The sequence below is a fragment of the Kaistella solincola genome (assembly GCF_000812875.1).
GTDB classification, from domain to species: Bacteria; Bacteroidota; Bacteroidia; order Flavobacteriales; family Weeksellaceae; genus Kaistella; species Kaistella solincola.
On sequence record NZ_JSYK01000002.1, the window covers coordinates 98992 to 122629 of the forward strand.

At 39.4% G+C, this 23638-nt stretch carries 23 protein-coding genes; 5 read left to right on the forward strand and 18 right to left on the reverse strand.

Translation table 11 applies throughout. The features are described from left to right. Positions 1–19 precede the first annotated feature (19 nt). Positions 20–3367: a T9SS type B sorting domain-containing protein gene (locus OA84_RS01355; protein ID WP_039341274.1), complete on the forward strand. Its 3348-nt coding sequence runs from the start codon at positions 20–22 to the stop codon at positions 3365–3367. Position 3368: 1 nt separating this feature from the next. Here OA84_RS01355 and fmt read toward each other — a convergent pair whose 3' ends face one another. The 5 genes from fmt to folK form a co-directional block, all read right to left on the reverse strand. Beyond that, on the reverse strand, positions 3369–4316 hold the full coding sequence (gene fmt / locus OA84_RS01360) for a methionyl-tRNA formyltransferase (RefSeq protein WP_039341276.1): 948 nt from the start codon (positions 4314–4316) through the stop codon (positions 3369–3371). A gap of 20 nt (positions 4317–4336) precedes the next feature. Continuing rightward, positions 4337–6271: a RecQ family ATP-dependent DNA helicase gene (locus OA84_RS01365; protein WP_052252061.1), complete on the reverse strand. Its 1935-nt coding sequence runs from the start codon at positions 6269–6271 to the stop codon at positions 4337–4339. A 57-nt stretch (positions 6272–6328) separates the two neighbouring features. Continuing rightward, entirely contained in the window at positions 6329–7759 is a 1431-nt protein-coding gene (locus tag OA84_RS01370) for an OmpA family protein (RefSeq protein ID WP_039341280.1), read from the reverse strand. A gap of 70 nt (positions 7760–7829) precedes the next feature. Then, positions 7830–8930: an outer membrane beta-barrel protein gene (locus tag OA84_RS01375; RefSeq protein ID WP_039341283.1), complete on the reverse strand. Its 1101-nt coding sequence runs from the start codon at positions 8928–8930 to the stop codon at positions 7830–7832. A 1-nt stretch (position 8931) separates the two neighbouring features. Continuing rightward, positions 8932–9363 carry a 2-amino-4-hydroxy-6-hydroxymethyldihydropteridine diphosphokinase gene (gene folK / locus OA84_RS01380; RefSeq protein ID WP_039341286.1) on the reverse strand — a complete coding sequence of 144 codons (432 nt, stop codon included), beginning with the start codon at positions 9361–9363 and terminating at the stop codon, positions 8932–8934. A gap of 23 nt (positions 9364–9386) precedes the next feature. Between folK and sppA the strand changes: the two genes are divergently transcribed. Continuing rightward, positions 9387–11141, forward strand: a complete 1755-nt coding sequence (gene sppA / locus OA84_RS01385; protein ID WP_039341289.1) for a signal peptide peptidase SppA — start codon at positions 9387–9389, stop codon at positions 11139–11141. A 57-nt stretch (positions 11142–11198) separates the two neighbouring features. Here the strand turns inward: sppA and OA84_RS01390 are convergent, their stop codons facing one another. From OA84_RS01390 to OA84_RS01425, 8 genes are all read right to left on the reverse strand, one after another. Further along, positions 11199–11453 carry a GlsB/YeaQ/YmgE family stress response membrane protein gene (locus tag OA84_RS01390; protein ID WP_039341291.1) on the reverse strand — a complete coding sequence of 85 codons (255 nt, stop codon included), beginning with the start codon at positions 11451–11453 and terminating at the stop codon, positions 11199–11201. A 143-nt stretch (positions 11454–11596) separates the two neighbouring features. Beyond that, positions 11597–12550 (reverse strand): signal recognition particle-docking protein FtsY, encoded by a 954-nt coding sequence (gene ftsY / locus OA84_RS01395; protein WP_039341294.1) that lies wholly within the window; start codon positions 12548–12550, stop codon positions 11597–11599. A gap of 117 nt (positions 12551–12667) precedes the next feature. Then, positions 12668–12823 carry a DUF4295 domain-containing protein gene (locus tag OA84_RS11300; protein WP_084060817.1) on the reverse strand — a complete coding sequence of 52 codons (156 nt, stop codon included), beginning with the start codon at positions 12821–12823 and terminating at the stop codon, positions 12668–12670. 21 nt (positions 12824–12844) lie between these two features. Beyond that, positions 12845–13027: a 50S ribosomal protein L33 gene (gene rpmG, locus OA84_RS01400; RefSeq protein WP_039341297.1), complete on the reverse strand. Its 183-nt coding sequence runs from the start codon at positions 13025–13027 to the stop codon at positions 12845–12847. A 9-nt stretch (positions 13028–13036) separates the two neighbouring features. After that, positions 13037–13276 (reverse strand): 50S ribosomal protein L28, encoded by a 240-nt coding sequence (rpmB, locus tag OA84_RS01405; RefSeq protein ID WP_039341300.1) that lies wholly within the window; start codon positions 13274–13276, stop codon positions 13037–13039. A 147-nt stretch (positions 13277–13423) separates the two neighbouring features. Further along, positions 13424–14443, reverse strand: a complete 1020-nt coding sequence (murB, locus tag OA84_RS01410) for a UDP-N-acetylmuramate dehydrogenase (RefSeq protein ID WP_039341303.1) — start codon at positions 14441–14443, stop codon at positions 13424–13426. A gap of 56 nt (positions 14444–14499) precedes the next feature. Then, positions 14500–15705 (reverse strand): pyridoxal phosphate-dependent aminotransferase, encoded by a 1206-nt coding sequence (locus OA84_RS01415; RefSeq protein WP_039341305.1) that lies wholly within the window; start codon positions 15703–15705, stop codon positions 14500–14502. A 343-nt stretch (positions 15706–16048) separates the two neighbouring features. After that, positions 16049–18187 carry a M3 family metallopeptidase gene (locus OA84_RS01425; RefSeq protein WP_039342606.1) on the reverse strand — a complete coding sequence of 713 codons (2139 nt, stop codon included), beginning with the start codon at positions 18185–18187 and terminating at the stop codon, positions 16049–16051. A gap of 79 nt (positions 18188–18266) precedes the next feature. On the opposite strand from OA84_RS01425, the gene OA84_RS01430 reads away from it, so the two are divergent. After that, a complete protein-coding gene (locus OA84_RS01430; RefSeq protein ID WP_039341311.1) occupies positions 18267–19064 on the forward strand; it encodes a head GIN domain-containing protein in 798 nt (265 codons plus the stop codon). Positions 19065–19140: 76 nt separating this feature from the next. Here the strand turns inward: OA84_RS01430 and OA84_RS01435 are convergent, their stop codons facing one another. Genes OA84_RS01435 through OA84_RS01445 form a run of 3 tightly spaced genes read right to left on the reverse strand, consistent with a single transcriptional unit; the run spans position 19141 to position 20967 of the window. After that, positions 19141–19950, reverse strand: a complete 810-nt coding sequence (locus OA84_RS01435; protein WP_039341313.1) for a TPM domain-containing protein — start codon at positions 19948–19950, stop codon at positions 19141–19143. Next, the gene (locus OA84_RS01440; protein WP_039341314.1) at positions 19931–20359 is read right to left on the reverse strand and encodes a TPM domain-containing protein; all 429 of its coding nucleotides are present in this window, start codon (positions 20357–20359) and stop codon (positions 19931–19933) included. Before OA84_RS01440 ends, OA84_RS01435 begins: the two co-directional genes overlap by 20 nt. Continuing rightward, a complete protein-coding gene (locus OA84_RS01445; protein WP_039341317.1) occupies positions 20359–20967 on the reverse strand; it encodes a LemA family protein in 609 nt (202 codons plus the stop codon). Before OA84_RS01445 ends, OA84_RS01440 begins: the two co-directional genes overlap by 1 nt. Positions 20968–21045: 78 nt before the next feature. Between OA84_RS01445 and OA84_RS01450 the strand changes: the two genes are divergently transcribed. Both OA84_RS01450 and OA84_RS01455 read left to right on the forward strand, forming a co-directional pair. Then, positions 21046–21546, forward strand: coding sequence for a dihydrofolate reductase (locus tag OA84_RS01450; protein ID WP_039341320.1), 501 nt, complete (start codon positions 21046–21048; stop codon positions 21544–21546). Positions 21547–21609: 63 nt separating this feature from the next. Further along, positions 21610–22176: a membrane protein gene (locus tag OA84_RS01455; RefSeq protein WP_039341322.1), complete on the forward strand. Its 567-nt coding sequence runs from the start codon at positions 21610–21612 to the stop codon at positions 22174–22176. Positions 22177–22506: 330 nt separating this feature from the next. On the opposite strand, the gene OA84_RS01460 is transcribed toward OA84_RS01455, so the two are convergent. Both OA84_RS01460 and coaD read right to left on the reverse strand, forming a co-directional pair. Then, on the reverse strand, positions 22507–23085 hold the full coding sequence (locus OA84_RS01460) for a trimeric intracellular cation channel family protein (protein WP_052252098.1): 579 nt from the start codon (positions 23083–23085) through the stop codon (positions 22507–22509). A gap of 63 nt (positions 23086–23148) precedes the next feature. Then, entirely contained in the window at positions 23149–23625 is a 477-nt protein-coding gene (gene coaD, locus OA84_RS01465) for a pantetheine-phosphate adenylyltransferase (RefSeq protein WP_039341328.1), read from the reverse strand. Positions 23626–23638: the final 13 nt, after the last annotated feature.

Sequence of the window (23638 nt, forward strand, 5' to 3'; positions counted from 1 at the left end):
TTCTAATTTAACTATATAATTGAAAAATCTACTTTCTTTCTTTTTTGCATTAATTTTTGCAGGTGCTTCTGCACAAATGGACACCGAACACTGGTTTGCACCTATGGCAGCAAGCCAGAGTTCAAACGGTTCTTTTCAGCCAGAAAGTTACCTTTATCTTTCCACCAATGAGACCACGTCTTTTCCTGTAGAAATTTACAGCGGTAATGTACTTTATACCACCGTACAGGTTTCTAAGGGAAACCCGCAAGTGATCGATATTCCGTTCAATTTTATGATGACAATTTCAACTTCGGAAATGTTTAGAGCAGTTCCGATGGGTCTTCATGTAAAAGGAACAAAGAAATTTTTTGCTAATTACAGATTTTCTGTACCTAATCACGCAGAAATTATCACTTCCAAAGGTTTAGCAGGAGTTGGAAAAAACTTTTTCGCCGTTATGGCACCTCTTACTGCCGCTAGAGAATACTTCAATGCGACCATAGGAGTTATTGCCACTGAGGACAATACGCAGGTAAAACTATCCGGCTATAATCCCGCGGTAGTTTTTGCGGATGGAAGTAGCAGTGCCACGAAAACATTTACCTTAAATAAAGGCGAGTCTTATATAATTAATGCGATCAACAATTTGGAGCTGGCAAACAGCGATGGTTTAGTTGGAGCAAAAATCGAAGCTAATCAACCTATCGCTGTGACTAATGGAAACTTTAATGGCATTTATACGAATGAAAATTTTAGTAATAATGACATCCTGATGGACCAATCTGTTCCGGTAGAACGACTTGGAAAAGAGTTTATTCTGGTCAAAGGAAACGGCCCATATAACAATAATATGGAATCCGCGCTTATCGTAGCATCCGAAGATGATACACATATTTTCATCAACGGCGCAGATTCCGGAGTTGTTTTAAATGAAGGAGATTATCACGTTTTTAAAGCTAATAATTACGTTGATCAGTCACGTAATCACTATAACATGAGCGTTTCTACGACTAAAAATGTTTATGTGTACCAGTTATTGGCTGGCGTCGGTTTTGGAAGCGTATATGCTACGGGCGGATTCAATTTTATACCGGCACTCAGCTGCTTTTTACCCAATAAAATTGATGAAATCTCTGCAATTAATCAAATTGGACAGGATCTCTATAACGCTAAATTAAATATTATCTCCGAAAAGGGAGCCATAGTTCAGGTAAATGGAACTGTACTTAACAGCCTGCAAGGTCCCTTTCCCGTGATCGGAAATCCAAACTGGGAAACCTACACCGTGCTAAATGTAAATGGTAATATCACGGTAAACTCTACAAAATCTGTTACCGCCGGTATTGCCTCGGGAAATGGCGCGGTGGGCTACGGCGGTTATTTCGCGGGGTTCAGTTCAGTGCCGGTGATTTCCAAAACAGGTGATTGCTATGCGGGAGTTTTATTACAGGTTGATGATTCCTATGACCAGTACCAGTGGTATTTAAATGGAATAGCGCTTCCGGGTGAAACTAAATTTATCATCAATCCCGACCTTTACGGAAGCGGAAGTTACACCAACAACATTTCGAAAACGAATTGTGAAACCAAGTTAACTGCGCCTTACCAATTTACAAAATGTCCGCCCATATCCACGACAACATTCGATATCGGTTTCTGCCAAACGGTTACGGTCATTCCGGCATTCACAAGTTCCAGCCAAAAAATAAACCCGCTTAAAACTAAAATTATTGTAAGACCTCAGTATGGAAGTGTCATTATTGATGTGGCAACCGGCATTATTACCTACACTCCTAATTCCACATTAACCACCAATGTTTCCGACGTTTTTGTTTATTATATTGAAGGAAACGGGACCCCGGAAGACAGCGAGTATTTTAAAGTGCTTGTCAATGTAAAAACCCCACAAACTACCGATGCTACCCTTCTGGTCTGCCCAAATCTGGACGGCACCGGAACCTATAATTTAAGTCTGGCCACCGTCTCCACCGATGCAACGGATACTGTTTTGTACTATTCGGATCAGCTGCTAACTAACCGCATTTCAAATTTCACCAACTATAAAACCCCACCCGGAACCGTATACGCGGCGGTAACTTCAACCTACAATTGCACTAAAACCGTAAAAATATTCTTAGAACTTACCAAGTTACCAATATTGAACGGAAATAATTACAGTTTTCCTTTCTGTGATGATAATTTTGCAGGAAGCATTCCAATTAAATTTTCGACTATTGCCCCGCAAATTATTTCAAATTACACCAATTCGTTTGTTGTCCGATATTACCTGAGCCCGGCAAGCCAGCAGAATGGTACAAACGATTTTTTACCCGACGACTGGTCTTATTCTGCCAATACTACGGTTTATGTGAGAGCATTTGACACCTCAGGCTGCACAGTTGTTTTAGGTCAAATTAATTTTATTGTTGGTGCAAAAACACCGCTTAAAAATTCCTCGGTAGTAAAGTCTGTCTGCGATGACAAAATTGTCGGAAAGGTAGATGTTGATTTAAATAATTATCTCTCAGAATTCACAGCTAATGCGTCTACTACTTTCTACATTAATGAAACCGATGCGAAAAATAAACAAAATCCAGTTTCAGCCAATCAAAATCTTACTGCTTCTAAAACATTTTACATTAGATTTGAAAGCAATAACGCATGTACAAATATCGGTACTTTAACCTTAAATATTTCTACTCCCAAGAAATCTACAACTTTAAAAAACGAAAAAATATGCCCTGGAAGCAGCGTAAATTTAGACGCTGGCTCCGGTTTCGATTCGTACAAATGGAGCACGGGCGAAACTACATCTAAAATTAATGCCCGAGTTGGAACGTACTACGTAGATTTAGGTTTTAACGGTTGTGTCTATAGGCAAACTGTAGAAGTTACAGCAGCTGAACTTCCGCAGATAAAACTAATCGAAGTTACCGGAAACACCGCCACGGTTTCAGTTACCGGTGGAACGCCACCTTACCAGTATTCTTTTGACAATATTAATTTCCAACCCTCAAATATTTTAACAAATATTCCCCGCGGAAAGCAAACGGTTTACGTGAAAGACGCGCAAAATTGCCAGGTAATTACCAAAGAATTTTTAATACTGAATTTAATAAACGTCATTACACCAAATGATGACGGAAAAAACGATGTGCTGGATTATTCCGACTTAAGCATCAAAAAAGATGTTCAGATTGAAATTTATGACCGCCAGGGAAATTTGGTATTTTTGGCCAATAAAGCACCGTATTTTTGGGATGGCAAATTAAACGGCCGGCTTTTACCCACCGGAAATTACTGGTATATTTTAAAATGGATTGAGCCCGACACCGATTTGCCAGTGCTTCACAAAGGCTGGATTCTGCTTAAAAACAGAAATTAATTCACGCTTCGGAAATTTGCTTAAAATCCTGAAAACCATTAAGAAAATCCTTAACGCTCATACGTTTTTTACCTTCAAGCTGAACTTCTTCGGGGAAATAAATTCCGTCTTCGGTAAAAAACTGCAGGTGATTTTTATCGATTTCTAAAGCTCCAGGTTTCTGATCGTGAGAATTTTCTTCGAAATGACCTTTAAATATTTTCAGCACTTTTTCATCATCACCGATTTTTATTGAAGTAAAAGCCGCGGGATACGGCGACATTCCGCGGATAAAATTGTAAACCGTTTCAGAACTTTTTTGCCAGTTAATCCGGGTATTTTCTTTAAAAATTTTAAAGGCATTTTTTGGATTTTCTACGTGTGGCTGCGGTTTCTCCTGAATGGAATTTTCCGCCAAACCATCCAATGTTTTTACCACGAGTTTTGCGCCCATTTCCATCAAACGGTCGTGCAGTTCGCCCGCATTTTCTTCAGGAAGAATATCGATTTCTTCCTGCAGAAGAATATTTCCTTCATCAATTTTTTCATTGATAAAAAAGGTTGTTGCGCCGGTTTTTTTCTCGCCGTTGATTACCGCGTAATTTATGGGTGCCGCACCGCGATAATCTGGCAGCAACGAAGCGTGCAGGTTAAAAGTGCCGAGTTGTGGCATTTCAAATAAAATTTTCGGCATCATCCGAAAAGCTACAACCACAAAAACATCGGCTTTTAATTTTTCTATCTCCGCTAAAAATTCTGGATCCTTCAACTTTTCTGGCTGCAAAACGGACAAATTTTTCGAAATTGCATATTCCTTCACTGCTGACTGATGGATTTTCTGGCCGCGGCCGCTCGCTTTATCGGCGACGGTCACTACGCCTACCACTTCGTGATGAGAATCGTGAATCGCCTGCAGCGAAGTTTTAGCAAATTCTGGTGTGCCGAAAAATATAACTTTTAGAGATTTCATTTGTTTAATTTAAAATGCATTTAATCATGGTTAAAGGCGTAAGTCCGGAAATTCAGCATTTTTATTTTTCCTGAATCCAGGAGATGAATAAGGTTTTCCAGGATATTTTCTTTGCTAAAGTACTTTAGTTTTATCGAAATTTCTTCCACATTTGCCGGAGAAATTTTTAAAATATTTAAAATATCAGCAGAAATGTCGCGCCCAAAAATGCTTTCTTTCTGTTGCTGACAAACCGAGCACTTTCCACAGTTTTTTGCATTTTTTTCACCGAAGTAGGATAAAATCATTTTCATTTTGCAGAAGTCCGTATCCTGCACAAAAAATTTCATTTCTTCCCATTTCTGGATTTTATTTTTCTGTATCTGTGCAAATAACTGCCAATATTTCCCTTCGATTGCACGCTGGTCGCGGTGCTGAAGAAATTTCACACTGGACAGCGCTCCGTCGATATAGCTTAAATGCCCGCTTTTTTGAAGTTCCAATAAACGTTCTTTCACCAAATGAGGCTCAGAACCAATTTTTGTACTGAACGTTTTTTCGCTGAAAAGCACTTTGTGTGTTGCTATTCCGGTGAGATTTCTGAGCAAAAGTTCAATAAAATAAGCGTCTTTCTTCGGTAATAATTCTATTTGTTCCGGACTTATTTTCAATTCCAGCGAGGACAAAGAATTTTGGGAATTATAATAAATAATCTCCTGATGGTGAAGAAAGTTCAGCACATTCCGGATTTTGGCTAAAGAACTTTTGGTAAAATTCTGAACTTTCTGGATATGAAGCTGAAAAATATTTTCAGGAAGATCATTTTCCGCGATTTGAAACCTGGAATATAAATAGGTGACAATTTTTTGAAATTCTAGTTTAGACGGAATTTGATTGATCAGAATTTGGTCAAAATTTTTGAGTTCCTGCTCATTCCACAGAAGAAAAACATAAGATTCTGTGCCGTCTCGCCCGGCTCTTCCGATTTCCTGGTAATAATTTTCAATCGACGCAGGCGGTGAAAAATGCAGCACAAAGCGCACATTTTCCTTATCGATTCCCATACCGAAAGCGTTGGTTGAAATTAGGACGTGGTTTTGGCTTTTCACCCAATTGTTCTGCTTCGCGTTTTTTTCTTTTATAGGAATTCCGGCATGGAAAAAATCAACATTTTTTATTTGGTTTCGGTGCAGGAAATGCGTCAGTTCTTCGGCTTCTTTGCGTGTCCGCACGTAAATTATTCCGGAGGAACTGTTATATTTTAAAAGATTTAAAACCCGTTCATATTTATCCGAAATTTTATCTGAAATAATTTTCAGGTTACTTCTGCGAAAACTTTTCTGAAAAACCAAAGCATTTTTCAGGTCCAGTTTCACCTGAATTTCCTGCATCACCTTTGGCGTCGCGGTAGCGGTTAAAGCTAAACACGGAATTTTGCCTATAAAAGGCCGGAATTTTTTAATATTCTGATAGCTCGGCCGGAAGTCCTGTCCCCATTCGGAAATACAGTGCGCTTCATCCACCGCAAGAAATGAAATCTGAATTTCTTCCAAATTTTTCAAAAAAATCTGGTTTGTAAGCCGTTCCGGCGAAACGTATAAAAGTTTGGTAAGACCATCTTTGCAACGGTTAAAAATGACTTCAGCATCAAAATCATCAAGTTCTGAAGACAGATATTCTGCTTCAATTCCCAAATTTTTCATCTGAAAAACCTGGTCTTTCATCAGTGCTAAAAGCGGCGAAACCACCAAACATGTGCCTTCTAAAATCAGGGCCGGCAGCTGGTAACAAAGCGATTTTCCACCGCCGGTAGGTAAAAGCGCTAATGCGTCCTGACCGGAAATTACAGCGTTAATAATTTCTTCCTGAGCATCGCGAAAATTCTCGAAACCAAAAAAATGTTTTAAGGTTTGATGTTTTAGCTGCTCAAAATTTTGGGAAGAAATCACCCGTAAATTTACTGAAACAAACTTCATAAAACAAAAAAAGCCACGATATACGTGGCTTCTTTTATAGTCTGAAAAACTTTGAAATTATTTAGCTTCGAAGTAAACTCTTCGGTTTGCTCTGTTTTTCCATTCAGGGCATTTTGTAGCCGGTTCACATTCTGGATATTTCAAGTCTTTTTCTCCTTTTCCGATTGCATTGATTTTACCTGCATTTACTCCGTTGTCGATCAAATAATTTTTAACGCTATTTGCTCTTCTTTCAGATAAATTTTGGTTATAAGCATCAGAACCTCTGGTATCTGTTCCACCGATTACGTTGTAAGTACCTTCGGAAGAATTGATGTAAGTTACTGCATTATTTAAAATTGGTGTGTTTGACGGAAGGATTCTGTCTGAATCGAAATCGAATTCAATACCTTCAAGTGTTCTTGTATCGTCAGAAACTGTAGATGAAGAAGTTGTAGGGCAACCGTCATTTTCAACTGGTCCCGGAACAGTTACACATTTGTCATACAAATCGATAACGCCATCTAAATCAGCATCTAAAGCTACACCAGCACCGTCAACTCTCGCTCCGGCAGGCGTATCCAATTGTCTGTCCCAATCATCGCAAACTCCGTCATTATCAGCATCACCTGTTTTACAAACTTCAACATCCTGATTTCTTTCAGCCAAAACATCTAACTTGTAATAGATTTCCTGTAACGGATCGTGCCAGAAAAGGTGAGATTCGTGTTTTCCTAAATTTAATGTTGCACCTAAAGTCAGGTTGATTAAGTTATCTGATGGGCTGTCGTTAACCGTTTTACGTGCACCGTCAAATGTCTCATCACCGGAAACCAGATACATACCTCTTGCTTCCAAATCTAATGATTTAGTCGCGCGGTATTTTACACCAGCACCTGCCTGGCCGAATAAACTGTTTAATTTAAACGGTTCTATTTCGGTAATTAAAGCCTGGTTATAAACTGGACCTGCATCCTGTCTGTAAGCTCTGTAAGCCAATGTACCAATACCTGCATAGCCGTGAAGTGCCCATCTGAAAGGTGAGTGATTATCAACTCTACGCAACAGGTTGGAAATATTAAGGTCTCCTAAAACGGAAAGTGCATCATACTGAGTTCTTGCACCGTCTCCCGCAGTAGTTGTTTCGTGATCTTTGGTATTTACAAAACCCTGTCTTGTTTCACCTTTGTCGTATTGTAGTTTAAGACCGAAAGCATGGGTAATTGCTTTGTCAACACTTAAATAAGCCGACCAGCCGAATAAGTTTTTACCTGCTCCAAAACCTTTAATAGAAGTTAAGTCAGATGACTGCATTAAAGGTACACCTACTCCAGCAGAAACTGCCCAGTCATTAAATCTTTTCGATTCCTGCGTAAACGGGGAAACATTTGCTGAACCGGAAGTGTAGGCATTTGGATAACCTACGGGCGCAACAGCAATTGTGTCCTGTGCAAAAGTAGCTGTTGGTATAGCTAACGCGATTGCAATAATTGTTAAATTTAGTTTCATATTTTGTTATTATTTGTAGATTAAGAATTTATAATATTTTGCATCAATATTTGTTGCATCTCATATTATATTATTTCGGGCAACCACTGTTTTCTACCGTACCCGGTACAGTAACACATTTGTCATAAAGGTCAATAACACCATCCAAGTCCATATCTAAAGCTACACCAGCACCGTCAACTCGCGCACCGGCTGGTGTATCAAGCTGTCTGTCCCAATCATCGCAAACGCCATCATTATCTGCATCACCACGTTCGCAAACAACCAATTCAATTGGTTTCGCTTCCAGCACCCCAATTCTGCCGTTAATATCCTGCAATGGATCATACCATGATAAATGAGTATCGTGACCACCCAATTTAAAGGTTAAACCAAGATTTACCGTAAATAAATTGTCTGAAGTACCTGGATTAATCGCGTTGTATGGAGGTCTCGCATTTTTTCCGTAACCGCCGCCGTCAAAAGAATCATCACCGGTAATAGTATATAATGCTCGTGCTTCAATATCAATTAGTTTTGAAGCGTTATATTTCACGCCTGTTCCCAAATGAAACATGAAAGTATCTAAACCTAATTTTTGATCAATTTTTATAGGAATTCTTGGTGGATTTGTACTGTATCTCGACATATCATTATCAAGCAATAAAGTATTGTAACCCTGGAAGCCTAAACCTGCGTACCCGTGCAATGCCCATCTGTAAGGTGAGTGGTTGTCTACACGTCGCATTAAATTAGAAAAATTTATATCACCCATTAAAGAAAGTTGGTGATATTTTGTATAAGCTGTCGCAACGCCCGCTGCTGCTCCCAGTTCACCAGGCAACATAGCCTTTTGGTTGGTTTCTCCGGTTTGGAAATGTAATCCTAAACCAAAAACATGTGTAATTTGTTTGTCTAATGACCCATACAAATTCCATCCGAAATCTGTTTTCCCGTCGTAGAACGAGTTTACATCGGCATTTTGTAGAAAAGCGCCGCCGCCACCTATTGAAACGGACCAGTCACGAAACATTCGCGAAGAATTGTCAAAGGGACGGACATCGGCAGAGCCGGAAGAGAATGCATTAGGATAATCCCCGATTGTGCGGTCTACTTTTGTGCTGTCCAGAGTGGTACTCTGCGCAAAAAAAGCCATCGGAAAAGCTAATGTTAATAATAAATTTAATTTCATATTATTGTTTTTTAATGTTCATTAATTCATCCAACAGCCGCCGGGAAAATTCCCGCTGATGCAAATGTTTCTCATGTGGAATTATCAATTCCGTAGAATAAAAGCTGATTTTATCAAAAAATATCACATCAATGTCAATTATTCTATCTTCGTAGATTTTTGAAACTGATGTGTCAGTGCTCCTGCCCATCAACCTTTCAACCGCTTTTAGCTGCTTTAAAAGGGATATGGGTGAATATTGCGTTTTTATTACTATTGCAATATTACAAAAAAAATTATTACTATCAAATTCTACCGGCTCGGTAGTAATCATTTCTGTGCGAGCTATAATTGTGCCGATTTTTGCTTCTAACAGCCGAATTGCGGTTTTTATATTATTTTCTGTGTTTCCGACATTACTGCCCAGTAACAAAGTGACTTCATGTTGCGACATATAGCACAAATATAAAAAGAATAATGAAGAGTTTTTTTAAAAATGTTTTAGCAAATATTGTTGCTGTAATTATTATCGCCGCGGTATTTTCTATCACCATTATTATGCTCATTGCTGCAAGTGCTTTAAGCGGTGATCAAAAACCCAAAATCAAAGACAAATCTGTCCTTACTCTCGATTTTAAAACCAATATCATCGATAGTCCTTCGGAAGACCAAGGTGAAATTTTTGCCTTTAACAACACGGAAAAAAATATCATGATTTATGATATGCTGGAAGCGGTGAAAAATGCCAAAGAAGACGACAAGATTAAAGGAATAAGTATAGAAACCGATGGCCTGCGCGCCGGTTTCACACAGCTGGATGATTTACGCGCAGCAATTCAGGATTTCAAGAAAAGTGGAAAATTCGTGTACGCATATGGGAACGTGGTTTCGCAGCCTGCGTATTACCTGGGTTCTGTTGCGGATCAGTATATTTTAAATCCTGCCGGTGGAATTGACTTGAAAGGACTTTCGATGGAGGTGCTTTACATGAAAAGTTTTGCGGACAAATACGGAATCGGAATCCAAATTATCCGCCATGGAAAGTACAAAGCAGCTGTAGAACCTTTTATGCGTGATGACATGTCGCCGGAAAATAAAGAGCAGCTTTCAACTTTATTAAATGATATTTGGACTGAAAATGCCGGTAAAATTGCAGCGTCACGAAAAATGGATACTCTGCAATTCCGAACTGTAGTTGATAGTCTTTACGGTACAATCCCGGAATTAAGCATCCAAAACAAACTTGCCGATCGGCTGATGCAAAAAACCGAGTACGACCAAATGATAAAAAACAAGCTGAAATTGGGCGAAAAAGATAAGCTATCAAAAGTATCGTTCAGTAAATACATAAAGTCATTTGAGGAAAAAGCCGACAAAAAAGACCAGGTGGCTGTTTTATATGCATCGGGTACCATTTATAATGGTGAAGGTTTCGACAATATTTATGCGGACAATTTCATCAAGGAAATTAAAAAGCTTTCGGAAAACGATAAGATCAAAGCGGTGGTGTTACGCGTAAATTCTCCTGGTGGAAGTGCAAACGCCTCAGACGAAATTTTATTCGAGCTCCAGCAGCTAAAAAAGAAAAAACCGCTAATCGTTTCGTTTGGTGATTACGCAGCCTCTGGTGGATATTACATTTCCATGGCAGCTGATAAAATTTATTCCGAACCGAACACACTTACCGGTTCCATTGGTGTTTTTGGCATGATTCCTTATTTTAAAGAATTAGCAGATAAAAACGGTTTAAGCGCACACGTCGTTTCTACCAATGCCAACTCCAATATGTATTCTGCAATTAACGGGGTAACACCAAGCGGCGTGGCAATCTTAACCAAAAGCGTGGAACAGACCTACAAAAGATTTATACATTTTGTAACCAAGAACCGCAACAAATCTTTTGAGCAGATTGATGCCATTGGCGGCGGTAGAGTTTGGAGCGGCGTGCGGGCGAAACAAATCGGGCTTGTAGATGAGCTGGGAAATTTGCAGGACGCTATAAAATTCGCTGCTCAAAAGGCAAAAATTAAAGATTTCGGTGTGGTAAACTATCCCAAAAAATCGTCGCCTTTCGAGCAGTTTTTTAAGAATATAGAGGAAGACGAAATCTCAGCAAGATTCATCAAAAATAAAATCGGTGCTGAAAATTATAAAATGTTTGAAATGATTTCGAACCCGAAATTCAAGCAAGGTGTAATGATGACCACACCTTTTCAAATTAAAATGGATTAAGAACAAAAAAAAATCCCGCACTGAAATTCAGCGCGGGATTTTTATATTTTCTTTTAATTATCCACGTTTTGTGGCCATACCGTAGATCCAGAGAACGACCAGCGCTCCTACTACAGCAAGAAGAATTCCTTTGATGTCAAAATCTTCAACAGTTCCCCAACCTAGCATACTTCCGATCCATCCACCAACGAATGCTCCTACGATACCTAAGATGATTGTTAAAAGCCAACCCATGTTTTGGTTTCCTGGCATAATTAATTTAGCGATTGCTCCTGCGATAAGACCAAAAATGATCCAAGTTAAAATTCCCATAGTTTAAAAATTTAATGTTAGTATTTATTAATTTAACTTCTATTCTCTCATCAAACATAAGACCAAAAGAAACTGACAACTGCATTTTTTAATCAACTACAGGTTAAAATTAATAAATTATATTTAAATAATGGGCATTTTTATTATCTTTTTTTGAAAAACGAATCCACGAACTCTGCTCCGTTGAAAAGCTGAAGATCAGTCATTTTCTCGCCAACACCGATGTATTTTACCGGGATTTGGAACTGATCTGAAATACCGATTACCACTCCGCCTTTCGCAGTTCCATCTAATTTTGTAATCGCCAAAGCATTTACTTCCGTCGCCGCTGTAAATTGTTTTGCCTGCTCAAAAGCATTCTGCCCAGTAGAACCGTCAAGCACCAAAAGAATTTCGTGTGGCGCATCGGGCAGCACTTTCTGCATCACTCGTTTGATTTTCGTGAGCTCGTTCATTAAGTTCACTTTATTGTGAAGTCGACCCGCGGTATCGATGATTACAACATCTGCATTGTTTGCCACCGCACTTTGTACCGTGTCAAAAGCGACGGACGCCGGATCGCTTCCCATATTTTGCTTTACAATCGGTACACCTACCCGTTCGCTCCAAATTACAAGCTGGTCCACAGCAGCCGCGCGGAAAGTATCAGCAGCGCCGAGAACTACTTTTTTACCTTCGCTTTTAAACTGGTGCGCCAGTTTTCCGATGGTTGTGGTTTTACCAACACCGTTCACACCAACAACCATAATCACATATGGTTTTTTGGTCTCATCGATATTACCACTTCCAGCGTGGGGATTATCGAGTAATAAGCCGGTAATTTCTTCACGTAAAATTTTATCCAGTTCATCGGTACCGACGAATTTGTCGCGCGCCACACGGTTTTCAATTCTTTCAATAATTTTAATGGTGGTAGATGCGCCGACATCCGACGCGATAAGAACTTCTTCCAGATCATCCAAAACCTCATCATCAACTTTAGATTTCCCAACGACTGCTTTCGAGATTTTATCGAAAAAACCCTGACTGGATTTTTCCAGACCTTTATCTAAAGTTTCCTTCTCTTCTTTTTTAAATATTTTTTTATACCAACTCATTGTCAGATTTAAGTTTTACATTAAGAAATTTAAGCGCCGCCGCGGCTGGCAAACAAAGATAAAATAAAAAAACTACCCAAAAAGGATAGTCTTATATATTCGCAATGGTGCTGAATGTTATTTTTTCAAATAAGCTTCAACCTCGTCAGCGTTCATTACTTTTTCGTCAAATACGTAAGCTCCGGATTTAGGAGATTTTACCATTTTCACAACTTTGGTCATTTTCTTTGATCCTGCACCACCCTGAAGCGTTGCTACTACTTTCTTTGCCATATTCTATAACTTTTAAAAAAATTATTTAATTTCTTTGTGAACAGTATATTTCTTCAGAACAGGATTATATTTTTTCAATTCTAATCTTTCTGTAGTGTTCTTTTTATTTTTAGTAGTGATGTATCGTGACATTCCTGCTACTCCAGTTTCTTTGTGCTCAGTACACTCCAAAATCACCTGTACTCTATTTCCTTTTTTTGCCATGATTTCTTCTTATTTTTTAATAAAACCATTTCTGGTTGCTCTTACGATAGCTTCTTCAATACCAATTCTATTGATAATTCTCAAACCGTGAGCTGAAACTTTTAAAGTTACAGATTTCTCCTGCTCCGGGATGTAAAATTTCTTTTCCAACAAATTTATTTCAAAACGACGTTTCGTTTTGTTATTAGCGTGAGAAACATTGTTTCCTACCATTGCACGCTTTCCTGTTATTTGGCAAATTCTTGACATATCTCGATGTTCTTTTTTTACTACTAAATATTTGAGAGTGCAAAATAACGAAGAATTTTTTAGTTAGACAAATATAATCCCGATTTATTTTGAAGAAAATCAAACAAATAAGCCCCGAATTTTTTCCGAACTCTCAGCCGAAAAAATTTACATGATGTTCACTTCCCTTTCCAGCTCAATTCCAAATTTTTCTGCCACCGAATCAATTATCTGCGAAGAAAAATCAAAGATTTCCTGCCCGCTTGCCTTCCCGGTTTTGTTCACAATTACCAAAGCCTGCAGTTCATGCGACGCCACATTTCCGATTTGTTTGCCTTTCCAGCCACATTGTTCAATCAGCCAGCCCGCCGGAATTTTCACTAAATCAGCGTTAGGATAATTCGGCATGTCCGGATATTTTTTCTGAACTTCTAAAAACTGATTTTTTGTTATCGAGGGATTTTTAAAAAAACTGCCCGCATTGCCCAATATTTTTGGATCCGGAAGTTTACTTTGGCGGATATTGATTACCGCTTCAGATACCTGCTGTATCGTCGGACTTTCAATTTGCTTTTTCTGAAGTTCCGCCTGTATCGCGCCGTATTCCGTTTTCAGCACATGATTTTTTCGCGTCAGTTTAAAAGTGACTTCTAAAATCACAAATTCACCTTTTCGCTCTCGTTTGAAAATAGATTCGCGATAACCGAACTTGCATTCTTCGTTTGTGAAAGTTTGAGTTTCTAAAATTCCGATATTCAAAACCTTGCAAGTCACAAAAGTGTCTTTAATTTCCCGGCCGTACGCACCTATGTTCTGCATCGGCGATGTCCCTACATTTCCCGGGATTAAAGACAAATTCTCCAGTCCGCCGTAATCTTTTTCTAGGCAAAACTGCACAAATTCATGCCAGTTTTCACCCGCTTTTGAAGTTACCAAAACTTCATCATCACTCAAAAGTTCCTCCGTAATTCCTTGTAAATTTAACTGAATGACCAAACCTTCAAAATCTTTGGTAAATAAAATATTACTTCCGCCACCTAAAAATAACGGCCTTAAAGACTGTTTTTTTGCAAATTGCAATGCCTCGATAAGTTCGTTTTCAGAAGTGACTTCTGCAAAATATTTTGCAGAAACCTCAACACCGAAAGTATTGTAATTTTTTAAAGAATAGTTTTCCTGAATCTTCATGTACGAATTTATAATATTAAAAAAAACGGGCAAAAACCCGCTTTTTTTTGATTTTACTACAGATTGAATTCCAGCTTATATTTTTCTAGTGCGTCGCTTAAAAGCTCTACACTTCGGCGCAAATCTTCTTCTTTTAAAACGTACGCTATTCTCACCTGTTTTTTTCCAAGTTCCGGATCGCTGTAAAAACCGCTCATTGGCGCCACCATTATGGTTTCGTTGTTGTTCGAATAACTTTCCAACAGCCATTGCGCAAATTTATCGGTATCATCCACCGGAAGTTCTACCGCGCAGTAGAAAGCACCTTTCGGTTTCGGACAAATCACGCCCGGAATACCGTTCAGCAAATCCACCAAAACATTTCGGCGGTGCGTATATTCAGCGCGAACTTTTAAAATATATTCAGAATCGTTTTCGTGTGCCGCAGCTGCCGCAATTTGTCCCAACAAAACCGGACTCAATCGTGCCTGCGCGAAAAGCATCGCAGCATCATGAATTTTTTTCGAGCGTGTTACCATAAAACCGATGCGTACGCCGCACATCGAATATCTTTTGGATTCAGAATCAATGATGATGCAGTTTTCCGCAATTTCCGGAAATTCAAACATAGAAATTTGCTGTTTTCCGTCGTACACATATTCACGGTAAACTTCATCAGAAATAATTACGATATCGTGCTTCGCCGCAATGTCCGCAAGTTTCTGCAACTCTTCTCGGGTGTAAAGATAACCCGTAGGATTTCCCGGATTACAGATTAAAATTGCCCGCGTTTTATCGGTAATTTTCTTTTCGAAATCTTCCACCGGCGGCAAAGCAAATCCTGTTTCAATGGTTGACGAAACAGCTACCACATTTACATTAAAAGTGCTTGCAAAACCGTTATAATTCGCGTAGTAAGGTTCGGGAATAATCACTTCATCACCGTCATCGCACAAAGTAGAAATTGCAAAATTCAAAGCTTCCGAACCACCGTTTGTCACGATGAAATTATCGGTGGTCAAATCGGTAAAACCTAAAGAATGGTAATAATTGTTCAGCGCCGTTCTGTAATTCAAATTCCCTTCAGAAAGTGCATATTCAAAAATCTTTAAATCATTATTTTTAACGGCGTCCAGGGCAGATTTTGGCGTTTCAATATCCGGCTGACCGATGTTCAAATGATACACTTTAATTCCTTTTTGCTTGGCTTGTAACGCATAAGGAACCAGTTTTCGCACCGGCGAGGCGGGCATATGTTGTGCTCTTTCAGAAATTTTTGGCATTATTTAAACTTTTACACAAAATTAAGAATATTTTTCGGGAGCAACACGGTTTTCTCTTCTAACAAGATGATCACCGGTCTCCGCTGCAATCTTTTTCTTCGCTGGCGCTACGAAAAGGGATTTCCGCTGCACCCGGGCTAGAAGTTCAGGTAGTTTTTCATCCGATGGGTGCGCGCACGGAATTTTGAAAAAATTTGCCCGAAAAACAGCCAAAAAATTTATTCATCAAAATCTGATTCTTTTACATTTCTGTAATAAGTTTAACTGAAAAAATTTGCCCAAATAGCGCCAAAAAAAACCGCAGAAAAATCTGCGGTTTAGTATCAATTATTTTGTAATTGATTTATTTGATAAATCCTTTGCTTTTCAATAAAGGTTTCAGATCCGCTTCGCGCCCTGTAAATTCTTTGAAAGCCTGATTCAAATCTTTTGAATTCCCGACAGATAAAATATATTTCCGGAAACGGTCACCGTTTTCACGCGTCATTCCACCGTGAGTGGAAATCCAGTCCCACGCGTCGGCGTTCAGCATATCGCTCCACATGTACGCGTAATATCCTGCAGAATATCCGCCGCCCCAAATGTGCGCAAAGTATGGCGAATGGTATCTTGGCGGAACTTCAGTAAGGTTGAATCCGTATTTCGCCAAGACATCTTTTTCAAATTCCAAAGTGGGTTTAAACTGCGCTTCATCCGTCACCGAATGCCAGTTCATATCCAGAGTTGCTGCAGAAACAAGTTCAGTGGTAGAATATCCCTGGTTGAAAGTTCCGGCTTTCTTAATTTTATCAACTAACGCCTGTGGCATTGGTTTTTTGGTTTCGTAATGTATTGCGTAGTTTTTCAAAACAGAAGGTTCCAGCGCGAAAAATTCATTGATTTGCGACGGAAATTCTACGAAATCGCGCGGCACATTTGTTCCGGAAATCGAGATGTATTTTTGATTTGCAAACAGACCATGTAAAGTGTGCCCAAACTCATGGAACATCGTAGTTACATCGTCATATGAAATCAACGAGGGTTTTCCTTCCGCCGGTTTCTGGTAATTGAAAACGTTAACAATCACAGGTTTCTGGCCTAGCAGATGCGACTGCTCAACAAAGTTGCTCATCCACGCGCCGCCGTTTTTATTGCTACGGGTATAAAAATCCAGGTAATAAAGTGCCATTGATTTTCCGTCTTTATCGAAAACTTCGTAAGCCACCACATCTGGATGATAAACCGGCAAATCCTTTCTTTCCTTGAAGGTTATACCGTAGAATTTTTCTGCGGCATAGAAAACACCTTTCTCGAGAACGGTCGTTACTTCGAAATATGGTTTAATTTCGTTTTCATCCAGATCATATTTTGCTTTACGAACCTGTTCTGCATAGAAATTCCAGTCCCATGGTTCTACCGTAAAACCGCCTTTTTGCTTGTCAATCAGCGCCTGAATTTCATCGCTTTCACGTTTTGCAGTTGCCACAGCCGGTGTTGCCAGACGCGCTAAAAGATTCATCGCATTTTCCGGAGTTTTTGCCATCTGGTCCTGTAACTTCCATTCCGCGAAAGATTTTTTGCCCATTAAATGACCTTTTTCCATGCGCAGTTTAGCTTCTTTTTCCAAAATAGGTCTGGTGTCATTTTCGTCACCTTTTTGTGCACGGAACCACGAAGCGCGGAATAACTTTTCTCTCGTTGCGCGGTTTTTAAGATTTTGAAGCAAAGGCTGTTGCGTAGTATTTTGTAAAGCCAAAAGATAACCGGTTTTTCCGGCAGCTTTTGCATCTGCTGCTGCCGCGGCAATTTCGTCTGCTGAAAGTCCGTCCAGCTCTTTTACATCAGTGATGAGAAGTGCACCTTCTTTTCTCGCATCCAATAATTTGCTCGAAAACTGCGTAGAAAGCGTTGCCAGTTCTTCATTGATTTTTTTCACCTTAGCTTTATTTTCCGGTGAAAGATTTGCGCCAGCAAGATCAAAATTCGTGGTGTATAATTCTAAGACGCGCTTTTCTTCAGAACCTAAATTTTCGGTTTTAATGGCTTTAATTCTGGAATAGAGTTTTTCGTTCAGATAAATTTTGTCGCTCAAGGCGGAAAAAACCGGCGCGTATTCTTCTTCCAGTTTCTGCAAGCCCGGATTGGTATTAGAGCCGGTAAGATTATAGAATACAAGCTGTGCTCTTTTTAAAACTTCACCGCTGTTTTCCAGCGCCACAATAGTATTTTCGAAAGTTGGCGCCGCAGTATTGTTAGCGATTGCTTCAATTTCTGCCAGCTGAACTTTCATTCCGTAATCAAAAGCCGGTTTGAAATGTTCGTCTTTGATTTTGTCAAATTCCGGTGCCTGATATTGCAGCGAACTTTTCTTTAAAAAAGGATTATTTGCCATTACGTCTGGAATCGCAATTTCTGTGGAAGCGTTTTCGGTTGTTTTCATAGTAGTACAGGCGGAAGTTAACGCCAGAGAAGATATTAAAAAAACAGATGTAATATTTTTCATTCTTGAATTGTTATTTAAAGATAAAGGTATTAATTTTAAATTTATCTTTAACAAATAAACCCTGAAAACAAACTAAACCATGAAAAAATCTCTAATTTTTGCCTGCTGTGCAGTGCTTTTTTTTAATTCCTGCTCCATAAAGTCAGACAACGGTTTTCCGCTGAATTTCCAGGTTAAAGAAGGAAAAGGAATAATTAAAAACAAAGAGTTTGAAGGTAATTTTGATGAAATCAAAGTTTCACAATCCATCAGCGCGGAAATTGTAAAAGCAAACACCGAAAAAGTAGTTTTAAGCGCACCATCCGATATCATTGATGATGTTTTGGTGGAAAATAAAAACGGAAAACTTTACATTCATTTCAAACCCGGACTTAATATTTCTGCGCGAAATGTGGCGGTGAAAATTTTTGCTAAAGATTTTACAAGAGTTGAAGCAAATTCTTCCGCTTCAATCGCCATGAAAGATCACTTCATCCAGGACAGAACTGAAGTAAAAGCCGCAAGCTCTGCTTCTATTTCCGGAAATATAGAAGCAAACCAACTTTCGATTGATGTTTCCAGCTCCGGCACTTTTACCGGAAAAATCTGGGCAGTAGATCTTGATGCTGAAGTTTCTTCTTCCGGTGACATTATTATTTCCGGTGAAACCAAAAATGCAAAACTTCATGCCTCATCATCCGGCACCTTGGATGCGCGGAAAGCTACGGCAGCGAATGCAGATATTGAAGCTTCAAGCAGCGGTTCCGTCAGCTTGGCAGTGAAAAACCAACTTTCAGCGCGCTCGAGTTCTTCCGGTGATATTACGATCCGAAAAGCTGGAAATTTAAATATAATCAGCAAAACCGAAAGCAGCGGTGGCAGCGTAAACATTCAGTAATATATAATTGCTAAAAAGAAAAAATCAGCCCTTTTAACGGCTGATTTTTTTTCATTTAAAATCTGTTCATTTTAATTTACCACCCACCAGATGCTCCGCCACCGCCGAAGCTTCCGCCGCCACCAAAGCCGCCGAAACCGCCACCTCCAAATCCGCCACCGGAACCGCCGAAGCCTCCGCCGCCAAAACTTCCCGGGAATGGGAAAAATCCGCCGGGATAAGATCTTCGTCCGCGACGTGAAAGGATTACATCTTCATCATCACCATTTCTTCCGCCTCCGCCGCCACGATTCCGGAAAAGAAAACTCAAGATAATGAAAACAAAAAACGCGATAATCATGATTTGCGCAGGTGACAGACTATCTCCCGAAGTATCTTTTACAATCGGTTTAAATTTTCCCTGCACCGCTTCCATAAGCGCCGTAGTTCCCCGGTTTATTCCTTCATACCAACGTTCCTGCTTAAAATTCGGCGTTACGATATAATCCAGAATCTGCCCTGCGACTGATGCGGTTAAATACTGCTCCACCGCTCGTCCTTGTTGAATCGACATGGTGTGATCTTCGGTCGCTATCAGAAAAACAATTCCGTTATCCGTCTCTTTTTGGCCAATTCCCCATTTTTCGCCGTACATCGTGGCAAGATAATTCACGTCTTCACCGCCGGTATTTGGAATAATAATAACTGCTATTTCGGTAGAAGTAGTGTCAGCAAATTTGATGAGTTTTTGGTTCAGCTGATCTTTTTCAGTCTGCGTTAATAAACCAACTTCGTCGGTAACCGGATATAAAATTGCCGGCTTTTCGGGTACTTTTTGGGCAAAAGCATAGATGCTAAAACCTAAAAATAAAAAAAGGAAAATATATTTACGAGAAAGTAATCTCATTCGAAATTTCATTGGGATTTTCGCCCGAAATCGGGAAATGTTTTTTTAGTTCCAAACCAGTTTCTAAAATCGCCTTTTTCAAACCGTCGTGGTATTTTCCCACCGCAAAATCCATCGTAATCTGGTCATGCATTTTATCCCAGAAACGCTGATGCACTTTTTTGTGAATTCCTTCATCACCGATAATGGTCAAATAGTGCTGCTCAAAATTTACATGAAAAAGCACGGCATTTTTTTCCGCGGTTTTTCCTTCGCACAACATCTTGAAAACCTCAAAAGCAATTTCTGCGTTGTTGCCTTCGGTTTGGGAATCTATGTGAATACGGATTTCACCCGTGGAGTGATCTTCGGCTGTTTTAATGGCTTCCACGAGAGAAGCCATTTCAGAATCTGTCAAAAAACTGTTCATTAGTTAGTGAAAACTTCCGGTGCTTTTTGCGCACCTGCATCCGCTTTAAAGTATGGTTTTTCTTTAAAGTTGGTAAAGTTTGCCAAAATATTATTCGGGAAAGTCTTTATCGAAGTATTGTAATCCTGCGCAGCTTCGTTGTAATACACGGTTTCGCTTCGGATGCTGTTTTCAATCGCTGTATATTCTCTTTGAAAATTCAGGTATTGCTGATCCGCTTTCAAGTTTGGATATTGTTCCACAACCGCCATCAATCTGCTCAAAGCACCGCTTAATTCACCTTGCGCCGCCTGGAATTTCGCCATATCAGCTTCGGTCATATTTGTAGGGTCCACAGTAATAGAAGTTGCTTTAGAACGCGCTTCAATTACTTTGGTTAAAGTTTCCTGCTCGAACTGGGAATATGATTTTACGGTACGTTCCAGATTTGGAATCAGGTTCGCACGTTTTTGATATACGGTTTCCACGTTTGACCATTTGGTATTTACGGTTTGCTCTTTGGTGACAAAATTATTGTAGCCGTTTTTACCCCAAAAGAACAGCACAGCAGCAATTACAAGGAGAGCAATACCGATGGTTCCGGCGCTCATACAACCTTTATTTCTCATAGTTTATTAATTTTTTTAATTTTTATTGCTACCCAAATATACAATTTATGTGCTAAATTTGTGGCAAATTACTTTAAAATGATTACAGCGGTCGTCGCCATGGGCTTAAACAATGAAATTGGTGCTGAAAATCAAATGCTTTGGCATTTACCAACCGATTTAAAACATTTTAAAGAAATTACCACAGACCATCCCGTGATCATGGGCCGCAAGACGTACGAAAGCATTGGCAAAGCTTTGCCGAACCGCACAAATATCGTCATCAGCACCAAAAAAGATTGGTTTGAAGAAGGAATTTTGATTGTGGGAAGTATTAAAGAAGCGCTGAAATTTGCTAAAAAAATCGATGAAAATTTCTTCATCATCGGCGGCGGCAAAATATACGAACAAACGATGGATGTTACCGATAAACTGGAAGTTACGCTGGTAAAAACCACGCTGAAAGCTGATACTTTTTTCCCGAAAATCAACGACAAAATCTGGATGAAAACCGAAGAAATTTGCCACGAAAAGGACGAAAAAAATGCTTTTGACTTTTGCTTTCAAACCTACGAGCGAAAAGTAAAACTCGAAAAATAAGCCTGAAACTGTGCTCTTTCTTTTTGGCACAAATTATTATCTTTGCACCACTAAAATTTAACAATGAACAAATACCTGAAATTCGTTATCGCAGCGCTGATTATCGCAGCCGGAGTTTATCTGATGATGAACAGAAATATAGGCTGGGGAATCGTTTTGGTAATTCTTTCCGCAATTCCGATTTTGCTTTTTTTCAAGAACGAATATATTTTGGCGGCTTTCTGGTATATGCGAAAACAGAACATGGTAAAAGCTGCGCACTGGCTTTCGAAAATCACCAATTATGAGTCGCAGTTGCACAAATCTCAATACGGCTATTTTCATTATTTACAGGGTTTAACATTGGCTCAGGAAAATCCGGCGAAAGTGGAACCTTTTATGAAAAAAGCATTGGAATTCGGTTTGAATATGAAACATGACCGCGCCATGGCAACTTTGAATATCGCTGCCGGAGCCATGCAGAAAGGTCGTCGCCAGGAAGCGCAAAAACTGTTGGAAGAAGCAAAACGCCTGGACAGCGCCGGAATGATGACCGATCAGATAAAAATGCTGAAAGACCAGCTGAAAATGCCGTCAATGCAGAAACATATGCACAACCCGAATATGCGCCAGCGTGGGAAATTCAATTAAAAAAAATACAGTATTAAAAACAGCTTTTTTAGAAATTGCTGCAGTTATAAAAATTAAAAAAAAGCCTCATTTAGGGGCTTTTTTTATGTTTATATGTTTGTCATTGTCGGTAGAAGTTGGTTTACGCAGAAGACTTTAATTAAAAAAAATACCGAGTTAAAACGGCATTTTTTTTATTTTTTCATAGTTTGCTAAAATCAAAAAAAACCCTCATTTAGCGGCTAATTTTTTGACTTGAATTCTTGATTACGCTTGAAAAAACGGGCCAATTTTAAATCAGAAAAATACCGGGCTAAAACGGCATTTTTTTTTAAATTTCAAAGTGAAATATTACATTTCCGAACTGTTGTCCACCCCATAAAACTTCGGGATTTCCCAATGGTATTTCACCGCAAAAGTACGTATGGCGACAATCAGCAAAATCGTGGAAACCTGTACAAAAGCGTAAGAAAGCGTACTGTATTTCACAAAACCTAAAAAAATGGTTCCACCGATTATGCACGCCGTGGCGTAGATTTCCTTCCGGAAAATAAGCGGAATTCGGTTCAGCAAAATATCGCGACTGATACCACCAAAACAACCCGTAATCGTTCCTAAAGTTATGCAGATCAGCGGATGCAAATCAGCATTAATTCCTTTCTGAATTCCGATAATGGTAAAAAGTCCCAGCCCAAAACTATCGAATATAAACAAGGTTACTTTAAACTTTTTTTCCACCGATTTAAAAATCATCGAAACGATCGTGGTGATGAAAATAACGCTGCAAATGACCATATCGTGCATCCAGAAAACCGGTACATCGAGGATCAGATCGCGAATTGTACCGCCGCCGACGGAAGTTACAAAAGCAATAATCAGTACACCGAAAGGATCCAGGCGCTTTTGCATCGCGGCAAAACTGCCCGACATCGCAAAAGCAATGGTGCCCAAAATTTCGATGGCTAAACTAAAGTTTTGCTGAACTTCCACGCTTTATTTTGTTTTAGGCGCAACGCGTACAGCTGGTGGAACCAAAATTTCATAATTGCCGCCAAAACTGATGATTTCGCGCACAATACTGCTGCTGATAAAGGATTTCCCGGCAGATGTCAGTAGGAAAATGGTTTCTATTAAATTATTTTTGGTGAGCTCTCGGTTGGTTTGCGCGATGGCTTTTTCAAATTCAAAATCTGCTGGATTTCTGAGGCCGCGAAGTATGAAATTCACGTTTTTGCTGTGGCAGTAATCAATTGTTAGACCTTCAAAATGATCGACTTCAATATTGGGAAAATCTTTGAAAACCTCGCGGATAAAATGCATCCGCTGCTCCAGGGAAAACATGTATTTTTTCTGCGAATTCTGCCCGATCGCGATAATTATTTTGTCAAATAACGGGTACGCTCTTTCTACAATATCGTAGTGACCAAGCGTGATCGGATCGAAAGAACCCGGAAAAACTGCAACTCTCATAAATGGTTGTTTT